This window comes from Acinetobacter sp. ANC 4636 (genome assembly GCF_054454555.1).
Map to the genome: position 1 here is coordinate 81,687 of NZ_JBTKVD010000006.1, position 21,074 is coordinate 102,760.

Below are 21,074 nucleotides of genomic sequence, written 5' to 3' on the forward strand. Positions count from 1 at the left end.
CGGGCTTTTTTTATGGCATGATAAAAGTCTTAGTGTATTTTTAAATGTGAATATATGCAGATTTATTACTTTTACCATCATCCCGACGAAAATTACGCCTTTATTAGCCAAGAACAGTCTGAATTTTATGTGCTGGATTTTGTCTGGGTTGATTGCTTAAGGCAGGATGTGGTCGGTAAAAGTGATGAATGGCAGGAAAAACTGCATGCTTTGGCAAATTTGTCCTTAAATGAATTTCATGTACAGGATATTTTAAATATTGAGCATCCATGTGCTTTTGATGCGATGGAAGATTATGATTTCCTGATCTTTCGTAAACTGATTACCCTGAATGACCGTATTAACCTCACTGATAAAAACTCCGAAACTCATAGTAGTGATTTTGGTTTGGTGACAACCCCTGTGGGGTTTTGTATGAGTTCACGGGCGTTGGTGACCGTACGCGAAAAGGGCAACAAAGCCATTGAGAATTATATTGAGCGTTTGCATGGTTTTATGCATCGTTCGCCTGAAGAACAAAACCGTCTACGTAAGCTTCCCAATACTCCTCTGAATCTGTCATTGCGTATTTTAAATAGCATGATTGATGATTATCTGGAGTTACGGTCACCATTGACGCGCCGCGTAGAATATTGGCAGCGTGAGCTGTTGCAAGGGCATGGGAATTTCAAGCAATGGCATCAGTTGTTGCAGGAAAACATGGCGTTCCAGCAAGTCGAAAATCTATGCGAAGAACAGATTGAAACCTTGCAGGAACTGCGGGATGAAATTGTAGAAAACTACCATCATTTAGTGGGTGAACAACATCGTGAAGCACTCGACATTATGTTGGTGCGCATTAACGATCTGGTGAGCCATATTGAGCGGATTCAGAAACATACCGCACGCTTGCGTAGTTCGATTCAGGCAGCAATCGATCTGCATTTTTCGGCGATCAGCAATCAGACCAATGAAAATATGCGAATTTTAGCCATCATTACCGCAGTATTTGCGCCTTTAACTTTGTTGACAGGGGTTTATGGAATGAATTTTGAATTTATTCCAGGCTTGAAATCACCTCTAGGTTTTTGGGTCATGCTGATCGTGATGCTCATGTGTACAGTAATGCTGGTGATATATTTTTATCGTCGTCATTTGGTGGGGCGTGGTGAAAAGAGTGTGATTGATATGCTCGCACAGCAGCACCATCATCGTGGCGTAAACTTATTTTGGTTTTTAGATTATGAGCCAATTAAACAGACCCTGAAAGAAGTCGAGAAGATCACTAAATTTAAATAAAGCAGACGGGCTATGAGGCTATCAAGTCGCTTAGCCTTAATCCTATCGCTTAGATATTGAAATGGGGTACTTTTCTTGTTGAAAGCTGGATGCTTGAGTACGAGTAGTCATATATTGAAGGGCAAACGGATGTTGTACCGTTTGTTCTTGCATCATTCTCCAAGATAGAAAGTGATTTACTGATGCTTTTTTAATAAAAATTAAAAAATATTCGCCTTTAGTCTAATTTTTTTCACAAAACCGCAACCCTTTGTGTGCATAATGGGATGAACAAAAACAAACCTGAGGTGTAAATGACAGTTAAAATTATTGCAGTAGATATGGATGGAACTTTTCTTAACGAAGATAAAAAATATAACAAAGCACGCTTTTTAAAACAGTATCAACAACTTCAACAACGCGGTATTCATTTTGTAGTTGCCAGTGGCAATCAACTTTCAACCTTAAAAAATTACTTTCCTGAGATTGCTCACCAGCTTGCTTTTATCTCCGAAAATGGTGCTTATGTGGTGGATGCGGAACAAGAAGTTTCATTTGCACATTTCTCTGCAAGCTTGGTAGATCACATGCGTGTCGCAATTGCAGAGCGTTACGCAAGTGCGCTGATTCTCTGTGGGAAACGTGGTGCGTATATTGATCGCGCAGTCCCTGAGCAAAATCTGGAAAAACTCAACAAATACTTCAAGTCTCTTCAGCAAATTCCTGATCTGACACAGGCTCAAGATCAGATCTGCAAAGTCACTTTAGATACTCGACAATATGATTTTTCAACGCTGTGTGATGATTTGCAGCAGTTTGAATTTATCGCGAATGGTTCGGTGAAAATGGTGTCGAGCGGTTTTGGTTTTATTGACCTGATTGTGCCAAATCGCCACAAGGCACATGGCTTACAATTGCTACAACAGCGCTGGGGTATCTCGGCAGATCAGGTACTCGCGATTGGTGATAACTACAATGACCTTGAAATGGTCAAACAGTCAGGTTATGGCTTTGCGGTTGCTAATGCTGTTGATGAGCTGAAACAGGCAGCCAACTTTGTCACCGAAAAAAACAACCAGCAAGAAGTGGTACTCGATGTGATTGATCAGGTGCTGCTGGGGCAACTCCCATTTCATAGTCTGCATAAAAAGAGTGCTTAAACTGGTTGGATGCTGAGGATTCAGCTTATTGAATTTGCAATAAAAAAGACGAGCTGTTACCCGTCTTTTTTGGATGCTAGCGAGTGTTAACTCGTTTAAATATCACTCTCTGCACGTTTCAACATATCGTACAGTTCTTCTTTTAATTTAAGTTTTTTCAGTTTGAGCGTTTCAATTTCTTCTAGTCCAGAAGTCACGGGATCTTGCTCTAAACGAATGATTTCATGATCAATTGCATTGTGTTCGTCAAACAGTTTGGAAAAATGAGCATCTTCCTGTTTTAACTTGCTAATGAGTGCGCGATATTCTGGAAACATGGTTGCTCCTCGTGTGAGTATTAGATTGTTATATTTACACCGCATCAACAAATGCAACGCAATTTATAATGCTTGTGAGTTTTTTAATTCCTTATAGAGCTTATGTGATTATTTGGTTTTTTTACAGTACTTTGTATAAAAAATATTCCTGTATTTTGTAAAAATTCTCCACTTATTCGAAGTTCGCATGTCTGACCTGCTTACGCAGTTTTTGCACCTCATCAATCAAATCAAGCATCATCGCAACGGCTGAAAACGAGGCTTCAAAGTCTCGTTGTAAACGATAGGCTCGGCGTGCCCGACTGAGGTCTTCACCTAAAAAAACATGTTCTGCCGTGTCTGAACGGGTGGGTAAGATGTCGTATTCGAGTAGTTGCAGAATCCATTCTGGTGATTGCCCACATGTCTCAGCAAATTGGGTCAAAGTGAAACTGAGTTGGTCATCAATGATTTCCGAATCGGTGCAGTCATCACAGAGAATTTCACGATAATAAATAGTAGTCATAGCTCAACTCCTTAGCCTTGACGCGGGTTAAAGTCTGGAAAACTTGCCGCCAATTGTTGATACGCATGTTGCTGTTGCTCATTGTGAGCACTTGGAAAGACGATATTGAGAATTAGATATAAATGTCCTGCGGTTTTATTGGGAATCCCTTTGTCTTTTAAACGTAATTGTTGGCCCTGTTTTGCATTTTTAGGAATGTTGACCTGTAATGCACCTGCAGGCGTATTTACGGTGATGCCATGTCCGAGAGCTGCTTCCCACGGGCTAATTGGCACAGTCACATAAACATCACTGCCTTCAACCCGAACGCTGTCGGTATCTTGGTAACGAATTTCAATATATAGGTCACCGTTGGCTCCACCACGTATTCCGACCTGACCTTGACCAGACAGGCGAATTTGTTGACCTTCTTTCATGCCTTTGGGAATTTTGACTTGCAAGGTTTTACGCTGGACTTCAGGCTCGCCATAGGCATTGATGGTGGGAATTTGTAGCGTAATTTGTTGGGTTGTACCCTGATAAGCAACGTCTATCGGCACTTCAATACTGGCGTGTTGATCTTCCCCTCGATAAGATGACTGCTTACGCTGTGCCCCACCAAAACCTGACCCAAACCGCCCAAATAAATCTTCAAAACCATGAAAATCTGAGGCATTGCCTTGACGATAAAACTCCGCCTGATCAAAACCGCCTTGACCTGCTTGCCCACCAAAACCAGCAAAGCCCTGTGGGTGATCTAACATTTGATCATATTCTGCTTTTTTTTCAGGGTTGCTGAGCGTGTCATAGGCAACATTGATGGCTTGCATTTTGGCTTCAGCATCACTTTCTTTGCTAATGTCAGGATGGTATTTACGTGCCAGTTTGCGATAGGCTTTTTTGATTTCGTCTGCGCTCGCCTTGCGGTTGACTCCTAGTTCTTCGTAGTAATTTTTTGGCATAGCTTCATCGCTGTTTATGGTTATCTTTTCCTCATTATGAAACGATTTTCATAGATTTCAACAGGCGTTGTGCATTCAATTGAATATAGATATCGTGAAATTTTAAAATTCATCGCACAGAAGTGTTTTCACAAAATACGGTTTCTAGGTTTTGCTGTGAGACTCAATGCAGTGATTCACTCTATTGAGCTTAATGTGGGTAAAGGCAGGTTATCGTCAGCAGAAAGTTTGATGGGTATAGGCTATTTTATGAAATTAATTTTTTATATCCCGTATGGGAGATGCTGCCTGTTGTAACTTAGATGAATTGAAGTGGTTCTTCAATTCATCTTAAATTGAGTCATTTAACTGAGATGCTCGCCAAACAAGCCAAGTGCTTCTTCAGCGGTAAACTGATATTTGGTGTTGCAGAACTGGCAGTCCATCTCAATCGGATTTTGAAATTCCAGGGTTTCTTTGACTGCAGAAACGCCAATTTGAATCAGGGCATTGGCACATTTTTCTTTAGAACAGGTGCAACCAAATTGAAGCTGTTCCAGTTCAGGTAAACGCACATCTTCTTCGTTATATAAACGGTACAGAATTTCATTGGCGCTTAGGCCTGTTAATTCTTCAGCTTTCAGGGTTTCGGTCAGCATAATCAGACGAGGCCACAAGTCTTCATCGACAAAACGCTGTTCTTCTTCGCTGTTACGCGGCAGAAGCTGAATCAGTAAACCACCTGTGCGTTTTTCATTGCTTGCCAAGACAATATGCGTTGGAATTTGTGCTGACAAATCATAGTACTGCATCAGGCAGCTTGCCAGATTTGGCTGATCTAAAGGTACAATCCCTTGATAACGCTCGCCAAACTCAGGTTCGATATTGATAAATAATACAGGTTGGCTTAATGCGGCTAACACTGTGCTACTGTCCGTAGCCTGTTCAAAGCGTGGGTCTGCTTCAAAGTCGGCTAAAGCGCGTACTTCACCCACATGGTTACATTCTGCCATCGCCCATTTAAACGTGCCTTGTGCCTGAATTTGCAGGCTGATACGGCCTTTAATCTTTAAGGTGCTGGCAAGTAGCGCTGTGGCACTGAGCATTTCACCCAGTAAAATCTGTACAGCTTGTGGATACTGACGCTGCTGCAAAATGGTTTGCAGCGCTTCTTCCAGATGAACCACTTCGCCACGAACAGGGCAGTTTTCAATATAAAAGCGTTGACGTAAATTAGACATATATTTCTCCAAGACCCTGTATTAATGGAGATGATATTATAAAACACAAGTTACTCAGACTCATCCCGTGCCACATTGATGCGTTGTTGATCTAAACCGCGACGTAAATTGACATCATCGCTTTTATTTTCAGCAAAGGCATCACTTTCAAACAGATGCTCCAGTTCAGCCAACGCATTACGGTGTGTTTCAAAGATTTTCTGTTCATCATTGTAAATATTTTGCTGTTCCAATAACAGCTTTTCATCGTAATCACGGAACAGCTCGATTTTTTGATACGCTGTGGCATCATCAATCCCGAGTTCACGTAACGCACGATATGCCATACCCAGTGAGGATAAATAGGTTTCCCGCCAGATATAATGCACGCCCAAATCTCGTAGCAAATGCACATGATGGCGGTCGCGTGCCCGAGCCAGTAGTGTAATGTGTGGGTAGTTCAGGGTAATGTGCCGAGCCACATTGAGTGAGTCTTCGACATCATCAATCGCCAGAATAAAAATTTTGACATGTTCAATGCCCGCCGAACGCAAAATTTCAGGTTGAGTCACATCACCATAGTAGAGTGTGCCGCCGTATTTGCGTACAAAGTCGATTTGTTGCAGGCTATGGTCAATCGCAGTAAAGGGAATATGTTGCAGGCGGGCAACCCGCGCAATAATTTGCCCGAAGCGCCCAAACCCTGCAATGATCATCGGGTTATGCTGATTCGGAATTTCATCATAAGCAGGCTGTTCCTGACGGTCAAAACGTGGTGCAATCCAGCGACTCACTACCCAGTACAGCAGTGGGGTTAAAGTCATGGACAGCGTTACAATCAGGCTGACAGGTTCGAGCAGATGGCTTTTCAGTACGCCTGCATCTTGGGCAGTGGTGAGTACCACAAAGGCAAATTCACCACCTTGTGCCAGACAGGTTCCGAGCAACAGGCTGTTTTTCCAGCTGTTACAATAATAACGCCCAATCAGGGTCATGACACTGGCTTTAATCAGTAACAGGGCAACCGCACCACCGACAATGATTTCAGGCATGCTTTGCAGCAAGGAAAGCTGTGTGGTCATGCCCACAGTCATAAAAAACAGACCTAGTAGCAAGCCTTTAAACGGCGCGATACTGGCTTCGAGTTCATGCCGAAATTCGGAATCTGCCAACAGTACGCCAGTTAAAAATGCCCCGAGGGTGACACTGATCCCAAGAGTTTGCATCAACAGGACGACCGCTAGCACAATAAACAGCGCCACTGCGGTAATCAGTTCACTGGCACCACTTTTGGCAACAAAGCGAAAAAACGGACGCATGACAAAACGGCTAAATAAAAACAAGCCGCTAAAGGTGGCAAGAATCGCTGCAAAATAGGCAATACCGTGATGTGCAGACTGGTTGCCTGCCAAAATCGGAATAGTGGCAAGCAGTGGAATGGCGGCGATATCCTGAAACAGTAATACTGAAAAGGCTTTTTGCCCATACGTGGTATTCAGCTGTTGTTTTTCGCTGAGCAGTTGCAGCACAAAGGCGGTAGAAGATAGCGCAAGGGCAAAACCAATCACAAAGCTACTGGCAAGTGATAAATGCAGCCCGAAATACAAAATCGGCATGATCACGATGCCTGTCCCGAGTACTTGCAGGCTACCCATCGCAAAAATGGATTCGCGTAACTGCCATAAGCGCTGCGGACGTAACTCAAGTCCGATCAGGAACATCAGCAAAATCACGCCAAACTCTGCCATGTTCATAATCGCATCGGCATCACTGGCGATATTGAAGACACTCGGCCCTAAAATAATGCCCGTGAATAAATAGCCTAAAACCGTAGCCAGACCAAAACGCTTCCCCAAGGGAACCAGTAACAGGGCAGCACCCAAAAAAATCGTGATTTGCAGGAGTAGTGACATGAATCAGCCTTAATATTGAGCAGCAGAACATCGACCAAACCCAAACATCGAGTCAAGTAGCCAACTTTATCTCTTTGATCCATATATTATAAACAGCAATATTGCACACAATGCCCGTAAATGGTCGTAGTTGTGTTAGTTCAATTCCTGCGGATCGACATCAATGGAAACACGGATATTTTTCGGTTGTTGCTGCATGACTTCTGCCCACCATGAGCGCACATACATGTGCAGGCGGGCACGATCTGTTGCCAGCAGCAGGAGGTGTGCCTGATTGCGTCCTGCCTTGCGTTCCATCGGGGCAGGAATCGGCCCCCAAATCTCGATTTCATTGCCTGACACACTACGAAGCTGGTTGGCAATCTGCTGTAAAAATGCCTGATTGTCGTTGGCATTGCGGGCTTGGCTACGCACCAGCATGCTGTAACGATACGGCGGAAACTGTGCCAGTTTACGTTCCTTGAGCGTATGCTGGGCAAAGTAACGATAATCCTTTTCCAGCAACATATGAAACAGGGGATGCTCGGGGCGCAAGGTCTGAATCAGTACATCGCCTTTATGTTCACCGCGCCCTGCACGTCCAGCCACCTGAATAATCAGTTGTGCGGTGCGTTCCGTGGCACGAAAGTCGACACTGAGCAGGCCTGCATCAATATCTAACAGTGCCACCAGACTGACATAGGGGAAATGATGTCCTTTGGCCAGCATTTGTGTGCCCAATAAAATCAGGGGCTGGTTTTGCTGAATCTGATCATAGAGTTTTTGCCAGCTTCCGACCCGACTGGTACTGTCACGGTCAACCCGCAGTACAGGGTACTCAGGAAACAGTTCCTGTAAAGCTTCTTCAATTTTGACCGTACCTATGCCAATCGGCTTTAAACTGTCATGGTTACAGGCAGGGCAGTGCTCAGGCAAACGCTGTACCAGTCCACAGTGGTGACAGTGCAAATGCTGATAGGGTTTGGTGTGCAGGGTAAAATGCGCATCGCAATGCGGGCAGTTGGCTTGCCATGCACATTGCTCACAAATCAGGACAGGTGCGTAACCCCGCCGATTCAGAAAGATCAAAACCTGCTGTTTTTTCTCAAGCCGCTGTCGAATCTGCTGAATTAACTGCTGACTCAACCCATGTTGTTTCTGGGCAATTTTCAGGTCAATCAGATGCATTTGTGGCAATAATGCATGACCTGCACGCTGGTTGAGTTGCAAATGCGTCAGTTTGCCTTGTTCGACCAAGGCATAGCTTTCCATACTTGGTGTAGCTGAGCCTAAAATAATCGGGCAGTGTTGTACATGTGCGCGATACAAGGCAACTTCGCGGGTGTGATAGCGAAAACCTTCCTGTTGCTTAAAAGACAGGTCATGTTCTTCATCTAAAATGATCAGTCCAAGATTAGGCAGTGGGGTAAAAATCGCAGAGCGTGTACCCAAAATAATTGAAGCGTGCCCCGTTTGAGCCTGTTGCCATGCCTGTAAGCGCTGCGCATCGGTTAAGCCAGAATGCAACATCACGGTATGACCGTGAAACCGTGACTGAAAACGGTGAATGGTTTGTGGGGTCAGCCCAATTTCAGGCACCAGTACCAGAACTTGTTTGCCTTTTTTCAGTACCTCGTGCATGACCTGCAAATACACTTCGGTTTTACCGCTGCCAGTAATCCCATCCAGTAAAAATGCCTGAAAATGATCTTGCGCCTTTAATATAGTTTGAATGGCTTTGCTTTGGTCAGCGTTGGCTTTGAGTGGGAGCTGCGCCAGTTGTACAGGTTCGTTTTTAATCTCGTGGTGTTGATATTCTGCACGAGCAATCCCTTTCTGGGCGAGGGCTTCAAGGGTTTTATTTTCAATCCCGCTGGCATTTAAAATATGCTGCGGTGCACCGTGTGGCTTGAGTTTTAAAATTTTGTAGGCTTCTTGCTGGCGATGTGCATTTTTAAATGTCACTTCCGCGTGCGGGTCAGTGAGTACCCAGATTTTTGCCAAAATATCATAAGGTTTGCCCTGACGTAGCAGGGTTGGAAATGCGACAGGCAACACTTCTCCGAGTGGGAAATGGTAATACAGTGCTGCCCAATGCAATAGTTTTAGATGGTTGGCATCCAGCAAACTGTGCTGATCCAGTAAGGCGTGAATGGCTTTTAATTCAAAACGTGGATCTAATGGTTCATCGGCTGCCAGTTTTTCTACAATGATGCCAATACAATGCCGTGCCCCAAACGGAACTGCCACACGTGCGCCCATCTCTGCCTGCTGATACTGCTCTGCACTCAAGGTGTAATCGAAACAGTCATATAAATGAACAGGAATAGCAACTCGAATCCGAAATGGTAAAGGCATAAACATCACTTATTTTGAATTTGACAGCACTATGCAAGATTTGTTTGGACGTTGACAAGTCTGACACTGAAAAAATGCGAAATTTACCTGAAAAGCAGCAATAAAGAATAATTTAACATCTTAATTTAGAACAAGAATAATTATCAAAGCCAATAGTTACAAGAAACTCTAAATATGGGCGGAAATCAGGCTGTTTCTTGGTTTTAAAACTTCGCATAATGCAAAAAGACAATGTTTTTATCAGAAGAGATAAAGCATGAAAACCTTATTCTTAGCTGATGTGCATGAGTTGCACTGGAAAATGCTCAAAGCTGTGTGTTTAATTGCCAGTTTATTGCCCGCAAAGCATGTGGCCGATGTTTTATGGCATGTCAGTCATGCTGAAAGTCAGATCGTTTTGGGATTCTTTGCGCTTAGTTTATTTGCATCCTGTGCCAGTTTGGGTTTTATTGGCGCGTTGCAAATTTTAACGCTGTCAGTGAGTGGTATAAAACATCCATTTGAGCAACGGATCATACACATCTATCAGCATATCCCCATGCTGTTTTTGGCAGGGGTCGTCACATATTTGGTGATGAGTTTTCAGTATTAAATGATGAAGCGTGTTGGCTACCTGATGCAACCAACACGTTGCTTGAATTAACGACGAGACTTAAACGACACGTCAATCTGACGTGGACGATAGCGCAAGCTCAGTAATAACAATACAGCAGAGAAAATCAATACAGGTGCATTGCCCAAACGGTTATACAAGGTTTGACCTGTATATGCAGACAACTCACCGCGCAACACAAAGGTTTTATCTTGAGGTGCCTGTTTGACAATATGCCCTTGCGCATCAATAAACGCAGTTACCCCGGTATTGGTGGCACGAATAAACCAGCGTCCATTTTCTTTGGCACGCATCTGAACCATTTGTAAATGCTGCCAAGGGCCTGCGGTGCCTGTAAACCAGGCATCATTGGACACAGTCACCATAAAGTCACTGTGTTCGGCATTCAGGCGGGTCAGGTTCGGATAAGCGACTTCATAACAAATCACCGCACCTAAATTGTGTCCCTTCACAGACAGAGGTTTTTGCCCTGACTGACCTGCTGTAAATCCACCTGCACTGGCATCATTTTGCAGGGAAGGTAAAACCCACTTGAGTAAGCCTGCCAGTGGCACATATTCGCCAAAGGGTACAAGACGCTGTTTCTGGTATAACCCAGAAGTCTGCTCGCCAGAAGCCATCAGGGCATTATAGAACAATGGTTTTTGTGCCTTGATCGAGCCAGCTTCATCAAAGTAAGGGATACCTGTCACCCATGCAGAATGTTTGGCAAGCGCTTGATGGTTAATGTCTTGTAAAAACGGCTCAATGCTATTTTGTGGCATCGGAATCGAAGACTCTGGCCAAACCACCAAATCCTGTCCCCATTCAGGAACGCTTAAGTCGTGGTAAATTTCCAGTGTACGGTTCTGATAGCTGGTTAGCCATTTCAGATCTTGCGGGATATTGCCCTGAATCAACGATACCTTTAAAGGTTTCCCAGCTTTTGGTTGTACAAATACTGCAAACGAAGCGGCCCATGCACCAGCCAGTAAGACCACGATTGGTACAGCCCAGAACCATTTCCGCCGAATCATTTCTACTAAGCCGCAGGCAATGGTCACGGCAATAAATGAAATGCCAAAGACTCCAAAGAGTGGTGCATATTGGTCTAAAAAGCGTTCGGTAAAGGCATAACCGACAAATAGCCACGGAAAGCCTGTAAACACCCAGGTTTTTGCCCATTCAAAAAACACCCAAAGGGGTGCAAAAGTCAGCGGTGTTTCAGGGAAAAAGCGTCTGTAGACCCAGGCTTGTAGCGCACTAAACAGCGCCATAATGCTGGCCATAATTGCAATCAGTAATACGCTGAAAAATGCACTGGTATCGCCGTATTCATGAATCGAGGTGTATAACCAAAATGCACCCACAAACCATAAGCCGAAACCGTAACACCAGCCAACCAGTAATGCTTGAGGGGCAGAACGTTGTTGCAGGCAAGCATATAAAACGGCAGGGCTAATCAGTGCCACAATCCAAATATAATAGGGCGCCAAAGCGAAAATAAAGGCGGAACCTGCTAGTAATGCAATCAGACTAGCGAGCCAAAGTGGAAGTTTTGCCGTGCTGTTATTTTTAGAGGATTTTGCGATGAAGATTTGACTCATTGACGCACAGCCTGAATTAAATGAATCGTACGTGCATCAGCTTCTAAAATGGTAAATTGCCATTGGTTTAGCTCAATCACTTGTCCTTGCAAATCATTGACTAAACCGAGTTCTTGTAACAGTAAGCCGCCAACCGTTTCGACTTCATCATCTGAGAAATCGGCATCTAGGACACTATTAAAATATTCAATTGGAGTGAGTGCTTGCACCAGCCATGCGTTGGAAGTGTTATGTTTCGGGTCAGGGACAATATAACTGGCTTCTTCATCTGCCGTGTCATGTTCATCCTCAATTTCCCCGACAATTTCTTCCAAGATATCTTCGAGCGTAACCAGACCAGAGGTTGCACCGTATTCATCAATCACAATCGCAATATGGGTCTGGGTATTTTTGAGCATACGCAACACTTGGTCAGAACGGGCACTTTCAGGCACGAACACAGGCTGGCGCATAATCGCACGAATATCGAGTTTGGCTTTCGGGTCAATCAAAAATGGCAATAAATCTTTTGCCAGTAAAATTCCCACCACATTTTCAGGTTGGTCGGTTGAAAACACAGGAAAGCGTGAATGTGCCGAATCAATCAGGACATGCAAAATGTCGAGCAGTTCGTCATCTTCTTGTAAGCTGATCATGGCGGTACGGGGTGTCATGACTTCGCGAATTTTGGTGGCAGGTAAGTCCAGCACACCTTCAAGCATTGCCACTGTATCGGGTTCTAAAAAACGGCGAGAATCTTGGACAAGTTTTAATAATTCATCTCGGGTTTCAGGCGCTGTGCCTAACCATTTTCTTAAGCCTCGCATCCCCCACGATGGGCTTGATTCCTCGTGCATGATTGTTCCTAAAATGGGTGTTTTTTTACTGAATGGGCCTCAATCATACCGAAGAAAAAACCGAGATGCATCTAATAAACTGCATCTTGCAACGACAATACAACGAATTGAGAAAAAACAAGTCCTGTTGTACTTTATGCTAAAATAAAGTCGATTTTTTATCTTGGGTTTACCATGTCTGAAGTTCCTGTTACCCCTGCCATTCAACTCAATACCCGTGGGCTGCGTTGCCCTGAACCTGTCATGATGCTGCATCAAGCGATTCGTAAAGCCAAATCAGGTGAAGTGGTAGAGGTGTTTGCGACTGATCCCTCAACCTCATGGGACATTCCAAAGTTTTGTATGCATTTGGGGCATGAACTGTTGTTGCAGGAAGAACAGCTCGATGAACAACAGAAGAAGGAATACCATTACTTGGTGAAAAAAGGTTAGATCTGATAAAGTACGGTTTGTTTCAACCTGTTCTCAGATTGATGCGTAACGCATACTGGTTTGATTGATCGCTCTACAAACTATGCAGGATGAGATCGGAACCGAAAAATATACAGGTGCACATTTAAGCTTTGAAGCGTTCAAAATGCTTAATCTGATCAGGAAAAATGCAATAAGCTACAAAAAAATAATGAAAGCGTATTTAGTATTAAGCTTGAAAGATTAAACTTAGCTTTAGACGGTATCTGGGGCGCAAAATGCACTCTGATGGTCACAAATCGGTATTTTAACTGCCTCTTTGTATACCTTGGTACATGATCATTTTTATATCCCGATTGAGTTAGGAACGCACGATGAACAAATTACATAGCATGACTTCTGTTGCAGCATTATTGGCACTGTCTGTAGCCGGTACAGCCGCTCATGCTGCTGATAATCAGCCTGCATCTGCCAGCAGTGTGCAAAGCAGCGAAGCCAAAAGTGCAATGATGAAAAAATCAACGCAACATAAAACAGTTCAGCATAAAAAAGCTGCTGATGCTTCATGTGGTGGTCACAAAGCTGGTGATGCTTCATGTGGTAGCAATCACTAAACAGCTGATGTTGACAGTCCAGTGACTGTCAACATGCTGATCTATTGAGGAAGGTCATGCACAACTTGACAGGTGTTGGCTTGGGGTTACGGCGTGAGCTGATTGATGCATTTTTGCTGGCTGAGCAGTTACCTGACTTTATTGAAGTTGCGCCTGAAAACTGGATGGGTTTTGGTGGGCGGCATGCCAAGCAGTTCGCGGCATGTGTTGAACGCGTGCCCCTGATTTGTCATGGCTTATCGTTGTCGATTGGCGGGCCGCATCCGCTGAATCTGGAATTTGTCGGAAAGATCAAACAGTTCCTGAAACAGCATGACGCACTATTGTACTCAGAACATTTAAGCTATAGCCATGATGGTGGCTATTTGTATGATTTACTGCCTATTCCGATGACCGAAGCTGCCGTTCGCTATGTTGCCGAACGGATTTTAAAGGTACAGGACATTTTAGGGCAGCGCCTAGTGATTGAAAATGTCTCAACCTATGCCATGCCTGCGGCAGAAATGACCGAAGCCGAATTTGTTGTTGCAGTCCTTAAAGCAGCGGATTGTGAACTTCTGCTCGACGTCAACAATGTCTATGTCAACAGTGTCTATGTCAACAGTGTCAATCATGGTACTGATGCGCAGGCATTTATTCGTGCCATGCCGCCTGAACGGGTGCGTTATCTTCATGTTGCAGGGCATCAGCAGGTCAGCCCCGATTTACTGATCGATACACATGGTGCTGCGATTGCTGATCCTGTCTGGCAATTACTGGCATACACTTATCAACAGATGGGTGTGCGTCCGACACTATTAGAGCGTGATTTTAATCTGCCTACATGGTTAGAGTTACAGCAAGAACTGCAACAGATCCGACAGATTCAGCAGGGGTATGCAGATGCAAACCAAGCCTGATTTTCAGCAAGTTCAGCATCAGTTTTGCCAAGCTATCCGGCAGGCAGATCCTGCGCAGTTGCCGCAGCTACAACCCGAGCGTCTACAGCTATATCGAGAACTGTTACTGAACAATATCACCAGTTTTATTGACAATGTTTATCCGATTGCCAAAAGCCTGCTTCCTGAGTCACTTTGGCGACAGTTGATTCATGATTTCTTTGCCCAAGAACAATGTCAGTCACCGTTCTATAATGAAATTTCCCTGCAATTTCGTGACTATCTCAGTCGGGAGCAACATGCTGTTCTTGAGCAATATCCGTGGCTGGCTGAGCTGTTGCAATATGAATGGCTGGAGTTGTATCTGGATACGATTGAATTATCAGACAGTGCATTAGAAAACTCAGAACAGTGGCAACTCACAACACAAATCTGGGTATTGGTCTATCAGTATCCTGTGTATCAGTGGCAGTTGGGCATATCTATTGATGAATGCCAGCCGCAGCCGAGCGCGATTATGGCGTGGCGTGATGTGCAAGATCAGATTCGTGTTGATGTACTGCATCCCGTCATGGCGATTTTGATCGAACAACTCAGTCAAGGCCCGCAATCGACTAAACAGCTAACACAGCTGCTTGAACAGTATTTTCCACAGTGGAATGAGGAGCAGTATGGTCAGCAGCTTGATGAATTGGCTGTTTATTTGCAGCAACAGAATCTTCTAAGAATGAGCGTGTTTTAAATGCCGTATTGATTGCCCGTAACTATACGTCAGTTGTTTGTCGTAGCAAGCCTCGCTTTTCTAGGTCTAAACTTCGATGTTTGACATCTGCACTGATAAAAAATCCCCGATGAATCGGGGATTTTTTTAGCTAGATTCGCTCTTTTATGCATATGAGGGACGAAATACAAAGCAGGGCGTTTGTCGTCTCACACGTGTGAAAGCGATGCTTTTCAAATTACATATTTGGATAATTTGGTCCACCACCACCCTCAGGCGCCACCCAAGTAATGTTCTGTGACGGATCTTTAATGTCACAGGTCTTACAGTGTACACAGTTGGCTGAGTTAATCTGGAAGCGTTTTGAACCATCATTCTCTTCCACAATTTCATACACCCCAGCAGGGCAGTAACGCTGTGCAGGCTCATCCCATTTTGGCAGATTCACGTTCACAGGAATCGAAGCATCTGCCAGTTTCAAATGTGATGGCTGATTTTCTTCATGCACAGTATTGGAAATAAACACTGAGGATAAACGGTCAAAAGTCAGTTTACCATCCGGTTTTGGATATTCAGGTTTGAAGTTGACTGCATCCACCGTTTTTAATGCTTGGAAGTCAGGTAGCAGGTCATGCAACGTAAATGGAATGCGGAACACATTTTGGTCAATAAAATTGAATCCACCGCCAATCCAAGTCCCAAATTTATGCATCGCAGGGCCAAAGTTACGTGAGTTATATAACTCTTCTTTGAGCCAGCTATTTTCATATTTTTGAGTGTACGTAGTCACTTCTTTGATGAAGACATCATCACCTTCAGTGACACGAGCAAAACCGACTTCACCACCTTGTGCTACGCCCGCAGCAATGGCTTCAAAGATCGCTTCACCACAGAGCATGCCCGATTTCATGGCAGTATGTGAGCCTTTGATTTTGGCAAAGTTCAGGAAACCTGCATCATCACCGATCAGGCAGCCGCCTGGGAAAGTCAGTTTTGGTAGTGAGTTAAAACCGCCTTTAACTACCGCACGCGCACCGTAAGAAATACGTTTGCCACCCTCCAGAACTTGCTTGATCAGCGGATGGGTTTTCCAGCGCTGCATTTCCATAAATGGATAGACATGCGGGTTTTCATAGGATAAGTCGGCAATCACGCCCAAAGACACTTGGTTGTTTTCACCGTGATACAACCACCAGCCACCAGCCGTACCTGTTTCAGCAAAAGGCCAGCCTGTACCATGCATCACCAGGCCAGCCTGATGTTTTTCAGGATCAATTTCCCACAGTTCTTTAATGCCGATACCATAATGCTGTGGATCTGCATCTTTATCCAGATTGTATTTGGCAATCAGGCGTTTACCCAAGTGACCACGGCAGCCTTCGGCAAACAGTGTGTATTTGGCATGTAGCTCATAGCCTGGTGCAAAGTTATGGGTTGGCTGACCGTCTTTGCCAATGCCCATGTCACCTGTTTGGATACCTTTAACTGAACCATCTTCATGGAACAAAATCTCAGATGCAGCAAAGCCTGGAAATACCGAAACTTCCAGTTCTTCGGCTTTTTGCCCTAACCAGCGTACTACATTGCCCAAAGACACCACATAGTTGCCATCGTTATGCATGGTTTTGGGTACCATCCAGTGCGGGGCTTCTTTATGTGTGCTGTCTGATAGCAAGAAATAGGTTTTGTCCTGAGTTACAGGGACATTCAGCGGAGCACCTTCTTCTTTCCAGTTTGGAAAAAGTTCATTCAGTGCGCGTGGCTCAAGCACCGCTCCAGAGAGAATATGCGCGCCAACTTCGGAGCCTTTTTCGACAACACAAACGGAAAGATCGGGTAAATTGTTTTCAATTGCGAGTTGACGAATTTTGATTGCGGCAGAAAGACCAGAAGGTCCCGCGCCGACGATCACGACGTCAAATTCCATCGATTCGCGTTCGATGTGCTCCATGTAGGACTCCTCATATTGCAAAAAGGTGGCAACCAAATCTGTAAGCTGGTGCTGCCATGAGCGTTCTTTGGGTGTAGATCAGTATTTCGGTTAGTATAGATTTAAACCGCATTCAGTCCACTGACTGAGAGGGCTGTATTTTCTGTCAAATAGGGCATAAAAGCGATGGCAAATCAAAAGATTTCCCCCGATATGAGCAAAAAAACATCAAGTCACGATGATAAAAATTTTAAACAGATTACTCAATACTTAAAAGATGGACAGCAAGGTCACAAAAGGTCAATTCCCCCTCTTGACCAGTGGCACCCAAAGCATTGTGGCAAAATGGATTTAACCATAAAATCCAACGGAGAATGGTGGCACGAAGGTCAACGCATCACGCGCCAAAGCCTGATTGACCTATTTTCCAGTGTGCTTTGGAAAGAAAACGAGAGATTTTATTTAAAGACGCCTGCCGAGCAGATTGAGATTACCGTTGAGGATGCACCGTTACATGTGAGTCAGGTCGATCAGGTCAATATTGATGGAAAAAATTATTTGCAATTGACCACCACCAATCAGGATATTGTGATTGTGGATGCCGAACATCCGATTTTTATGCAGCAGTATCAGGGTGAGTGGCGTGCTTATGTGCATGTGCGCTTTGGTTTAAATGCGTTGATTCAACGCAGTTGTTTTTATCATTTAATAGACTATGGAATATTGAGTGAAACCGAGCAAGGGGACAGTATTTTGTCTTTACAAAGTGGTGATTTACTCTTGCAATTACGTAGCTGAGGTTTAAGCTTTATAGATATATTTGATTGCCTTGAAGTCTGACCATGACCGCAATACAGCCTCGACCGCTTGTTTCCCAAGCCATGCCTAAAGCCGATGCCCATGCGCCTATCGGGATTTTTGATTCAGGAATTGGCGGGTTATCTGTTGTGCAGGAAATTGCCAAACATTTACCCAACGAACGCATTATGTATTTTGCGGACACCGCACATGTACCGTATGGGCCACGCTCAGGGCAGGAAATTCGTGAGTTGACTGCAAATGCAATCGAATGGCTATATCGTCAGGGATGTAAAGCTGTAGTGGTGGCGTGTAACACAGCCTCAGCGTTTAGTCTGGACTATTTGCGTGAACACTATGGTGAAAATTTTCCGATTATTGGTTTAGTGCCTGCACTTAAGCCTGCAGTCCTGCAAACTAAAACCAAAGTAGTTGCCGTACTGGCAACGCCCGCAACTTTTCGCGGACAACTGATTAAAGATGTCATGCAGCATTTTGCAGAGCCAGCAGGGGTTAAAGTTCTGCCTGTCACCTGTTTGGAACTGGTTCCTTTAATTGAAGCAGGACAGCAAATGAGTCCGTATTGCTTAGATGTATTAAAACAATGTTTGACCCCTGCGGTTGAGCAGGGTGCCGACTGCTTGGTGTTGGGCTGTACACATTATCCATTTTTGAGCGAAGCGATTCGGCAGGTATTTGGCAACCAGCTTAAGCTGATTGATTCGGGTGTCGCCGTAGCCCGACAAACATCACGTATTTTAAGCAAACATGCCTTACTCAATAATCAACCGATGTCTGGGACGCAAATTTGTTGCTATGCCAGTGGTGGTAAAACCCCTCAGTTAATGACAGTGATTGAGCACCTGATGCCGTTACATTTAGATTGGGAGATTGCAAATCCTGCACTGTGATTTATACTGAATCGCTGTTTTTTTATATGAATTAAAAATTAAGTCTGTTTTGTTTCTTACAGTACACTCAAGAGCATAATTATGGTCGATAAACGATACCAAGTGTTTATTTCAACTTCGGGGCAGGAAATGTTACCCGAGCGAAGTGTACTGTGTCAGACCTTGGTTGGAATGGGCTTTTTTGCTTGGGGACTCGAACAAAGAACCCCTTTAAGCACAGCTTTGGCACGCCGCCAAATCGATGACTGTGACTACGTGATTATGTTGCTGGGCAGCCATTATGGTGAGCAGTCTATGTCAGGCGTGAGCTATATGCAGCTCGAATATATTTATGCGGTCAGTAAAGATAAACCGATTATTGTTTTTGTACATTCAGACCCTGAGTCACGCCGCGATCTTTTGCCGAAAGAACCAGATATCGTGCAGGAAAAATTTCATGCCTTTCGCAAGATTTTGTTGCAGGAAGTGGAACATATTTTTTATTTTCGCAATACGCGAGAGCTTGAGTTAACAGTCAGAATGAACATGTCAAATATGTTGATTCGTTACCCTGCTTGGGGATGGGTTCGCCCACAAAATACACAAGCTTTAAATAATGAAATTGTTGCGCTCAAAGAAAAAATAAAAGGGCTTGAAACCCAGTTGGCACAAAAAAAACCAGATCCATTATTAAGTTATCCTAAAATTACCAGTCAAGACACTTTTGAGTGTGAATATCAGTTACATGCTTATCAGGATGGTAATTTTAAAGAACTGAAATTAAGCCGCCTAATGACATGGCTAGAAATTCTACAGATTTTATACAGCGTCTTCAAAAATCCAACGCCAGAAGAATATTTTTCCATTCGCATCAATGATTATTTGAACGAAACTGGTTTAAAGGATGCACAGCTACAAATGTTACGTGCGCACGCGGTGGCACGTTCCCAGATTAATTTTCGAGTATTGCAAAACATTAAGCAGCAGTTACGGCAAAGCGACTGGATTGTCCCCGTCGGGCGTGATGACCGTCAGCGTACCCTGTGGAAATTTACCGAAAAGGGTTTGAATTTGCTTGATAAAATGACAGCAAACAAAGCATCCTTATGATATGTTGCAAGCAGTGTACAATCAGCGCATGAATGGATAGGTTCAGTGTGAATAAACCCAAGATTACTGTCATTTTAGCCAACTTAGGCACGCCAGATGCGGCAACCGTACCCGCAGTACGTGAATTTCTAAAAGAGTTTTTGTCAGATTCTCGAGTCATTGAAATCCCTAAACTGCTTTGGCAAATTATTTTGCGGGCTTTTATTTTGCCATTTCGCCCAAAACGGGTGGCGCACGCTTATGCTTCGGTTTGGGGTGAAGACTCGCCGATGCGGGAAATCATGTTTCAGCAAGTGGCATGGTTAAAGCCACGACTTGAAGCAGCTTACCCAGACTTTGAACTGAATATTGTGCCTGCCATGAGCTATGGCAACCCAGGACTAAAAGCACTGTTACAGCAACTTCCACCACAAGAACATTTGCTGGTCTTGCCATTATTTCCGCAGTATTCAGCAACGTCGACTGCATCGCAGTACGACCAGTTAGCAGCATGGATGATGCAGCAACGCAATTTACCTGGCTTGACGATTATTCGCGATTATTATCAGCACCCGCTATACATTCAGGCATTGGCAGAAAGTGTACGCAATTATTGGGCTGAACATGGTCGTGCTGAAAAGCTGTTGATGTCATTTCATGGTATTCCACAGCCGTATGCAGACAAGGGTGATCCGTATGCCGATCGCTGCCGCATCACCGCAGACAAAGTGGCACACGCTTTGGGTTTAAGTGATGAACAATGGGCCATCAGTTTCCAGTCTCGCTTTGGTAAGCAAGAGTGGGTTAAACCTTATACCGATGCTTTACTGACTGAATGGGCACAGCAAGGGGTCAAATCTGTACAAGTGCTCAGTCCTGCCTTTTCGGCAGATTGTTTGGAAACTTTAGAAGAACTCGCCATTCAAAATGCCGAGCTGTTCAAAGCTCAGGGCGGACAGTCTTATGCTTATATTCCTGCTTTAAATACTCAGCCTCTGCATTTGCAGTTGTTTGAACAATTGTTGTCGGCGCATCTTACCGCGTTACAACAGACCTTTGCCAGTTACTGAGAATAATCG

Annotated in this window: 20 protein-coding genes; 11 read left to right on the forward strand and 9 right to left on the reverse strand. The window is 44.2% G+C overall.

The window, feature by feature from the left end; translation table 11 throughout:
* Positions 1 to 54 precede the first annotated feature (54 nt).
* Together ACX1N5_RS08215 and ACX1N5_RS08220 are read left to right on the forward strand one after the other, a co-directional pair.
* Positions 55 to 1,278: a magnesium transporter CorA family protein gene (locus ACX1N5_RS08215; protein ID WP_458801502.1), complete on the forward strand. Its 1,224-nt coding sequence runs from the start codon at positions 55 to 57 to the stop codon at positions 1,276 to 1,278.
* 293 nt (positions 1,279 to 1,571) lie between these two features.
* A complete protein-coding gene (locus ACX1N5_RS08220; protein ID WP_458801500.1) occupies positions 1,572 to 2,417 on the forward strand; it encodes a Cof-type HAD-IIB family hydrolase in 846 nt (281 codons plus the stop codon).
* Positions 2,418 to 2,512: 95 nt separating this feature from the next.
* Here the strand turns inward: ACX1N5_RS08220 and ACX1N5_RS08225 are convergent, their stop codons facing one another.
* From ACX1N5_RS08225 to ACX1N5_RS08250, 6 genes are all read right to left on the reverse strand, one after another.
* Positions 2,513 to 2,734 (reverse strand): YdcH family protein, encoded by a 222-nt coding sequence (locus ACX1N5_RS08225; protein ID WP_004749814.1) that lies wholly within the window; start codon positions 2,732 to 2,734, stop codon positions 2,513 to 2,515.
* A 172-nt stretch (positions 2,735 to 2,906) separates the two neighbouring features.
* Positions 2,907 to 3,239 carry a chaperone modulator CbpM gene (locus ACX1N5_RS08230; RefSeq protein WP_004749813.1) on the reverse strand — a complete coding sequence of 111 codons (333 nt, stop codon included), beginning with the start codon at positions 3,237 to 3,239 and terminating at the stop codon, positions 2,907 to 2,909.
* Between the two features lie 11 nt (positions 3,240 to 3,250).
* Positions 3,251 to 4,180, reverse strand: a complete 930-nt coding sequence (locus ACX1N5_RS08235; protein ID WP_116729598.1) for a DnaJ C-terminal domain-containing protein — start codon at positions 4,178 to 4,180, stop codon at positions 3,251 to 3,253.
* Positions 4,181 to 4,524: 344 nt separating this feature from the next.
* A complete protein-coding gene (gene hslO / locus ACX1N5_RS08240) occupies positions 4,525 to 5,400 on the reverse strand; it encodes an Hsp33 family molecular chaperone HslO (RefSeq protein ID WP_004749810.1) in 876 nt (291 codons plus the stop codon).
* 50 nt (positions 5,401 to 5,450) lie between these two features.
* Positions 5,451 to 7,292: a monovalent cation:proton antiporter-2 (CPA2) family protein gene (locus tag ACX1N5_RS08245; protein WP_131381387.1), complete on the reverse strand. Its 1,842-nt coding sequence runs from the start codon at positions 7,290 to 7,292 to the stop codon at positions 5,451 to 5,453.
* Between the two features lie 135 nt (positions 7,293 to 7,427).
* The gene (locus tag ACX1N5_RS08250; protein ID WP_458801496.1) at positions 7,428 to 9,629 is read right to left on the reverse strand and encodes a primosomal protein N'; all 2,202 of its coding nucleotides are present in this window, start codon (positions 9,627 to 9,629) and stop codon (positions 7,428 to 7,430) included.
* A gap of 256 nt (positions 9,630 to 9,885) precedes the next feature.
* Here ACX1N5_RS08250 and ACX1N5_RS08255 point away from each other — a divergent pair, with 256 nt between their 5' ends.
* The gene (locus tag ACX1N5_RS08255; protein WP_458801495.1) at positions 9,886 to 10,221 is read left to right on the forward strand and encodes a hypothetical protein; all 336 of its coding nucleotides are present in this window, start codon (positions 9,886 to 9,888) and stop codon (positions 10,219 to 10,221) included.
* A 47-nt stretch (positions 10,222 to 10,268) separates the two neighbouring features.
* Here the strand turns inward: ACX1N5_RS08255 and lnt are convergent, their stop codons facing one another.
* Together lnt and ACX1N5_RS08265 are read right to left on the reverse strand one after the other, a co-directional pair.
* Positions 10,269 to 11,828 carry an apolipoprotein N-acyltransferase gene (gene lnt / locus ACX1N5_RS08260; RefSeq protein ID WP_458801493.1) on the reverse strand — a complete coding sequence of 520 codons (1,560 nt, stop codon included), beginning with the start codon at positions 11,826 to 11,828 and terminating at the stop codon, positions 10,269 to 10,271.
* The gene (locus tag ACX1N5_RS08265; protein WP_004749804.1) at positions 11,825 to 12,664 is read right to left on the reverse strand and encodes a CBS domain-containing protein; all 840 of its coding nucleotides are present in this window, start codon (positions 12,662 to 12,664) and stop codon (positions 11,825 to 11,827) included. Before ACX1N5_RS08265 ends, lnt begins: the two co-directional genes overlap by 4 nt.
* Positions 12,665 to 12,838: 174 nt before the next feature.
* On the opposite strand from ACX1N5_RS08265, the gene tusA reads away from it, so the two are divergent.
* From tusA to ACX1N5_RS08285, 4 genes are all read left to right on the forward strand, one after another.
* The gene (gene tusA, locus ACX1N5_RS08270) at positions 12,839 to 13,096 is read left to right on the forward strand and encodes a sulfurtransferase TusA (RefSeq protein WP_116729603.1); all 258 of its coding nucleotides are present in this window, start codon (positions 12,839 to 12,841) and stop codon (positions 13,094 to 13,096) included.
* 353 nt (positions 13,097 to 13,449) lie between these two features.
* Positions 13,450 to 13,689: a hypothetical protein gene (locus ACX1N5_RS08275; protein WP_458801491.1), complete on the forward strand. Its 240-nt coding sequence runs from the start codon at positions 13,450 to 13,452 to the stop codon at positions 13,687 to 13,689.
* Positions 13,690 to 13,745: 56 nt separating this feature from the next.
* On the forward strand, positions 13,746 to 14,588 hold the full coding sequence (locus ACX1N5_RS08280; protein ID WP_458801489.1) for an HvfB family MNIO-type RiPP peptide maturase: 843 nt from the start codon (positions 13,746 to 13,748) through the stop codon (positions 14,586 to 14,588).
* Positions 14,572 to 15,309 carry an HvfC family RiPP maturation protein gene (locus ACX1N5_RS08285; protein WP_458801487.1) on the forward strand — a complete coding sequence of 246 codons (738 nt, stop codon included), beginning with the start codon at positions 14,572 to 14,574 and terminating at the stop codon, positions 15,307 to 15,309. Before ACX1N5_RS08280 ends, ACX1N5_RS08285 begins: the two co-directional genes overlap by 17 nt.
* A 217-nt stretch (positions 15,310 to 15,526) precedes the next feature.
* Here the strand turns inward: ACX1N5_RS08285 and ACX1N5_RS08290 are convergent, their stop codons facing one another.
* On the reverse strand, positions 15,527 to 17,239 hold the full coding sequence (locus ACX1N5_RS08290) for an electron transfer flavoprotein-ubiquinone oxidoreductase (RefSeq protein ID WP_458801485.1): 1,713 nt from the start codon (positions 17,237 to 17,239) through the stop codon (positions 15,527 to 15,529).
* A 165-nt stretch (positions 17,240 to 17,404) separates the two neighbouring features.
* On the opposite strand from ACX1N5_RS08290, the gene ACX1N5_RS08295 reads away from it, so the two are divergent.
* From ACX1N5_RS08295 to hemH, 4 genes are all read left to right on the forward strand, one after another.
* On the forward strand, positions 17,405 to 18,016 hold the full coding sequence (locus tag ACX1N5_RS08295) for a DUF1285 domain-containing protein (RefSeq protein ID WP_458801483.1): 612 nt from the start codon (positions 17,405 to 17,407) through the stop codon (positions 18,014 to 18,016).
* Between the two features lie 44 nt (positions 18,017 to 18,060).
* Positions 18,061 to 18,927 carry a glutamate racemase gene (gene murI, locus ACX1N5_RS08300; protein WP_458801481.1) on the forward strand — a complete coding sequence of 289 codons (867 nt, stop codon included), beginning with the start codon at positions 18,061 to 18,063 and terminating at the stop codon, positions 18,925 to 18,927.
* 81 nt (positions 18,928 to 19,008) lie between these two features.
* On the forward strand, positions 19,009 to 20,016 hold the full coding sequence (locus tag ACX1N5_RS08305; RefSeq protein WP_458801479.1) for a DUF4062 domain-containing protein: 1,008 nt from the start codon (positions 19,009 to 19,011) through the stop codon (positions 20,014 to 20,016).
* A gap of 32 nt (positions 20,017 to 20,048) precedes the next feature.
* Entirely contained in the window at positions 20,049 to 21,065 is a 1,017-nt protein-coding gene (hemH, locus tag ACX1N5_RS08310; protein ID WP_458801478.1) for a ferrochelatase, read from the forward strand.
* Positions 21,066 to 21,074 lie beyond the last annotated feature (9 nt).

Excerpts from the sequence above, each read along its gene's own strand:
- ACX1N5_RS08215 (WP_458801502.1), top strand. The coding sequence starts at position 55 with ATGCAGATTTATTACTTTTACCATCATCCCGACGAAAATTACGCCTTT.
- ACX1N5_RS08220 (WP_458801500.1), top strand. The coding sequence starts at position 1,572 with ATGACAGTTAAAATTATTGCAGTAGATATGGATGGAACTTTTCTTAAC.
- ACX1N5_RS08225 (WP_004749814.1), bottom strand. The coding sequence starts at position 2,734 with ATGTTTCCAGAATATCGCGCACTCATTAGCAAGTTAAAACAGGAAGAT.
- ACX1N5_RS08230 (WP_004749813.1), bottom strand. The coding sequence starts at position 3,239 with ATGACTACTATTTATTATCGTGAAATTCTCTGTGATGACTGCACCGAT.
- ACX1N5_RS08235 (WP_116729598.1), bottom strand. The coding sequence starts at position 4,180 with ATGCCAAAAAATTACTACGAAGAACTAGGAGTCAACCGCAAGGCGAGC.
- hslO (WP_004749810.1), bottom strand. The coding sequence starts at position 5,400 with ATGTCTAATTTACGTCAACGCTTTTATATTGAAAACTGCCCTGTTCGT.
- ACX1N5_RS08245 (WP_131381387.1), bottom strand. The coding sequence starts at position 7,292 with ATGTCACTACTCCTGCAAATCACGATTTTTTTGGGTGCTGCCCTGTTA.
- ACX1N5_RS08250 (WP_458801496.1), bottom strand. The coding sequence starts at position 9,629 with ATGCCTTTACCATTTCGGATTCGAGTTGCTATTCCTGTTCATTTATAT.
- ACX1N5_RS08255 (WP_458801495.1), top strand. The coding sequence starts at position 9,886 with ATGAAAACCTTATTCTTAGCTGATGTGCATGAGTTGCACTGGAAAATG.
- lnt (WP_458801493.1), bottom strand. The coding sequence starts at position 11,828 with ATGAGTCAAATCTTCATCGCAAAATCCTCTAAAAATAACAGCACGGCA.
- ACX1N5_RS08265 (WP_004749804.1), bottom strand. The coding sequence starts at position 12,664 with ATGCACGAGGAATCAAGCCCATCGTGGGGGATGCGAGGCTTAAGAAAA.
- tusA (WP_116729603.1), top strand. The coding sequence starts at position 12,839 with ATGTCTGAAGTTCCTGTTACCCCTGCCATTCAACTCAATACCCGTGGG.
- ACX1N5_RS08275 (WP_458801491.1), top strand. The coding sequence starts at position 13,450 with ATGAACAAATTACATAGCATGACTTCTGTTGCAGCATTATTGGCACTG.
- ACX1N5_RS08280 (WP_458801489.1), top strand. The coding sequence starts at position 13,746 with ATGCACAACTTGACAGGTGTTGGCTTGGGGTTACGGCGTGAGCTGATT.
- ACX1N5_RS08285 (WP_458801487.1), top strand. The coding sequence starts at position 14,572 with ATGCAAACCAAGCCTGATTTTCAGCAAGTTCAGCATCAGTTTTGCCAA.
- ACX1N5_RS08290 (WP_458801485.1), bottom strand. The coding sequence starts at position 17,239 with ATGGAGCACATCGAACGCGAATCGATGGAATTTGACGTCGTGATCGTC.
- ACX1N5_RS08295 (WP_458801483.1), top strand. The coding sequence starts at position 17,405 with ATGGCAAATCAAAAGATTTCCCCCGATATGAGCAAAAAAACATCAAGT.
- murI (WP_458801481.1), top strand. The coding sequence starts at position 18,061 with ATGACCGCAATACAGCCTCGACCGCTTGTTTCCCAAGCCATGCCTAAA.
- ACX1N5_RS08305 (WP_458801479.1), top strand. The coding sequence starts at position 19,009 with ATGGTCGATAAACGATACCAAGTGTTTATTTCAACTTCGGGGCAGGAA.
- hemH (WP_458801478.1), top strand. The coding sequence starts at position 20,049 with ATGGATAGGTTCAGTGTGAATAAACCCAAGATTACTGTCATTTTAGCC.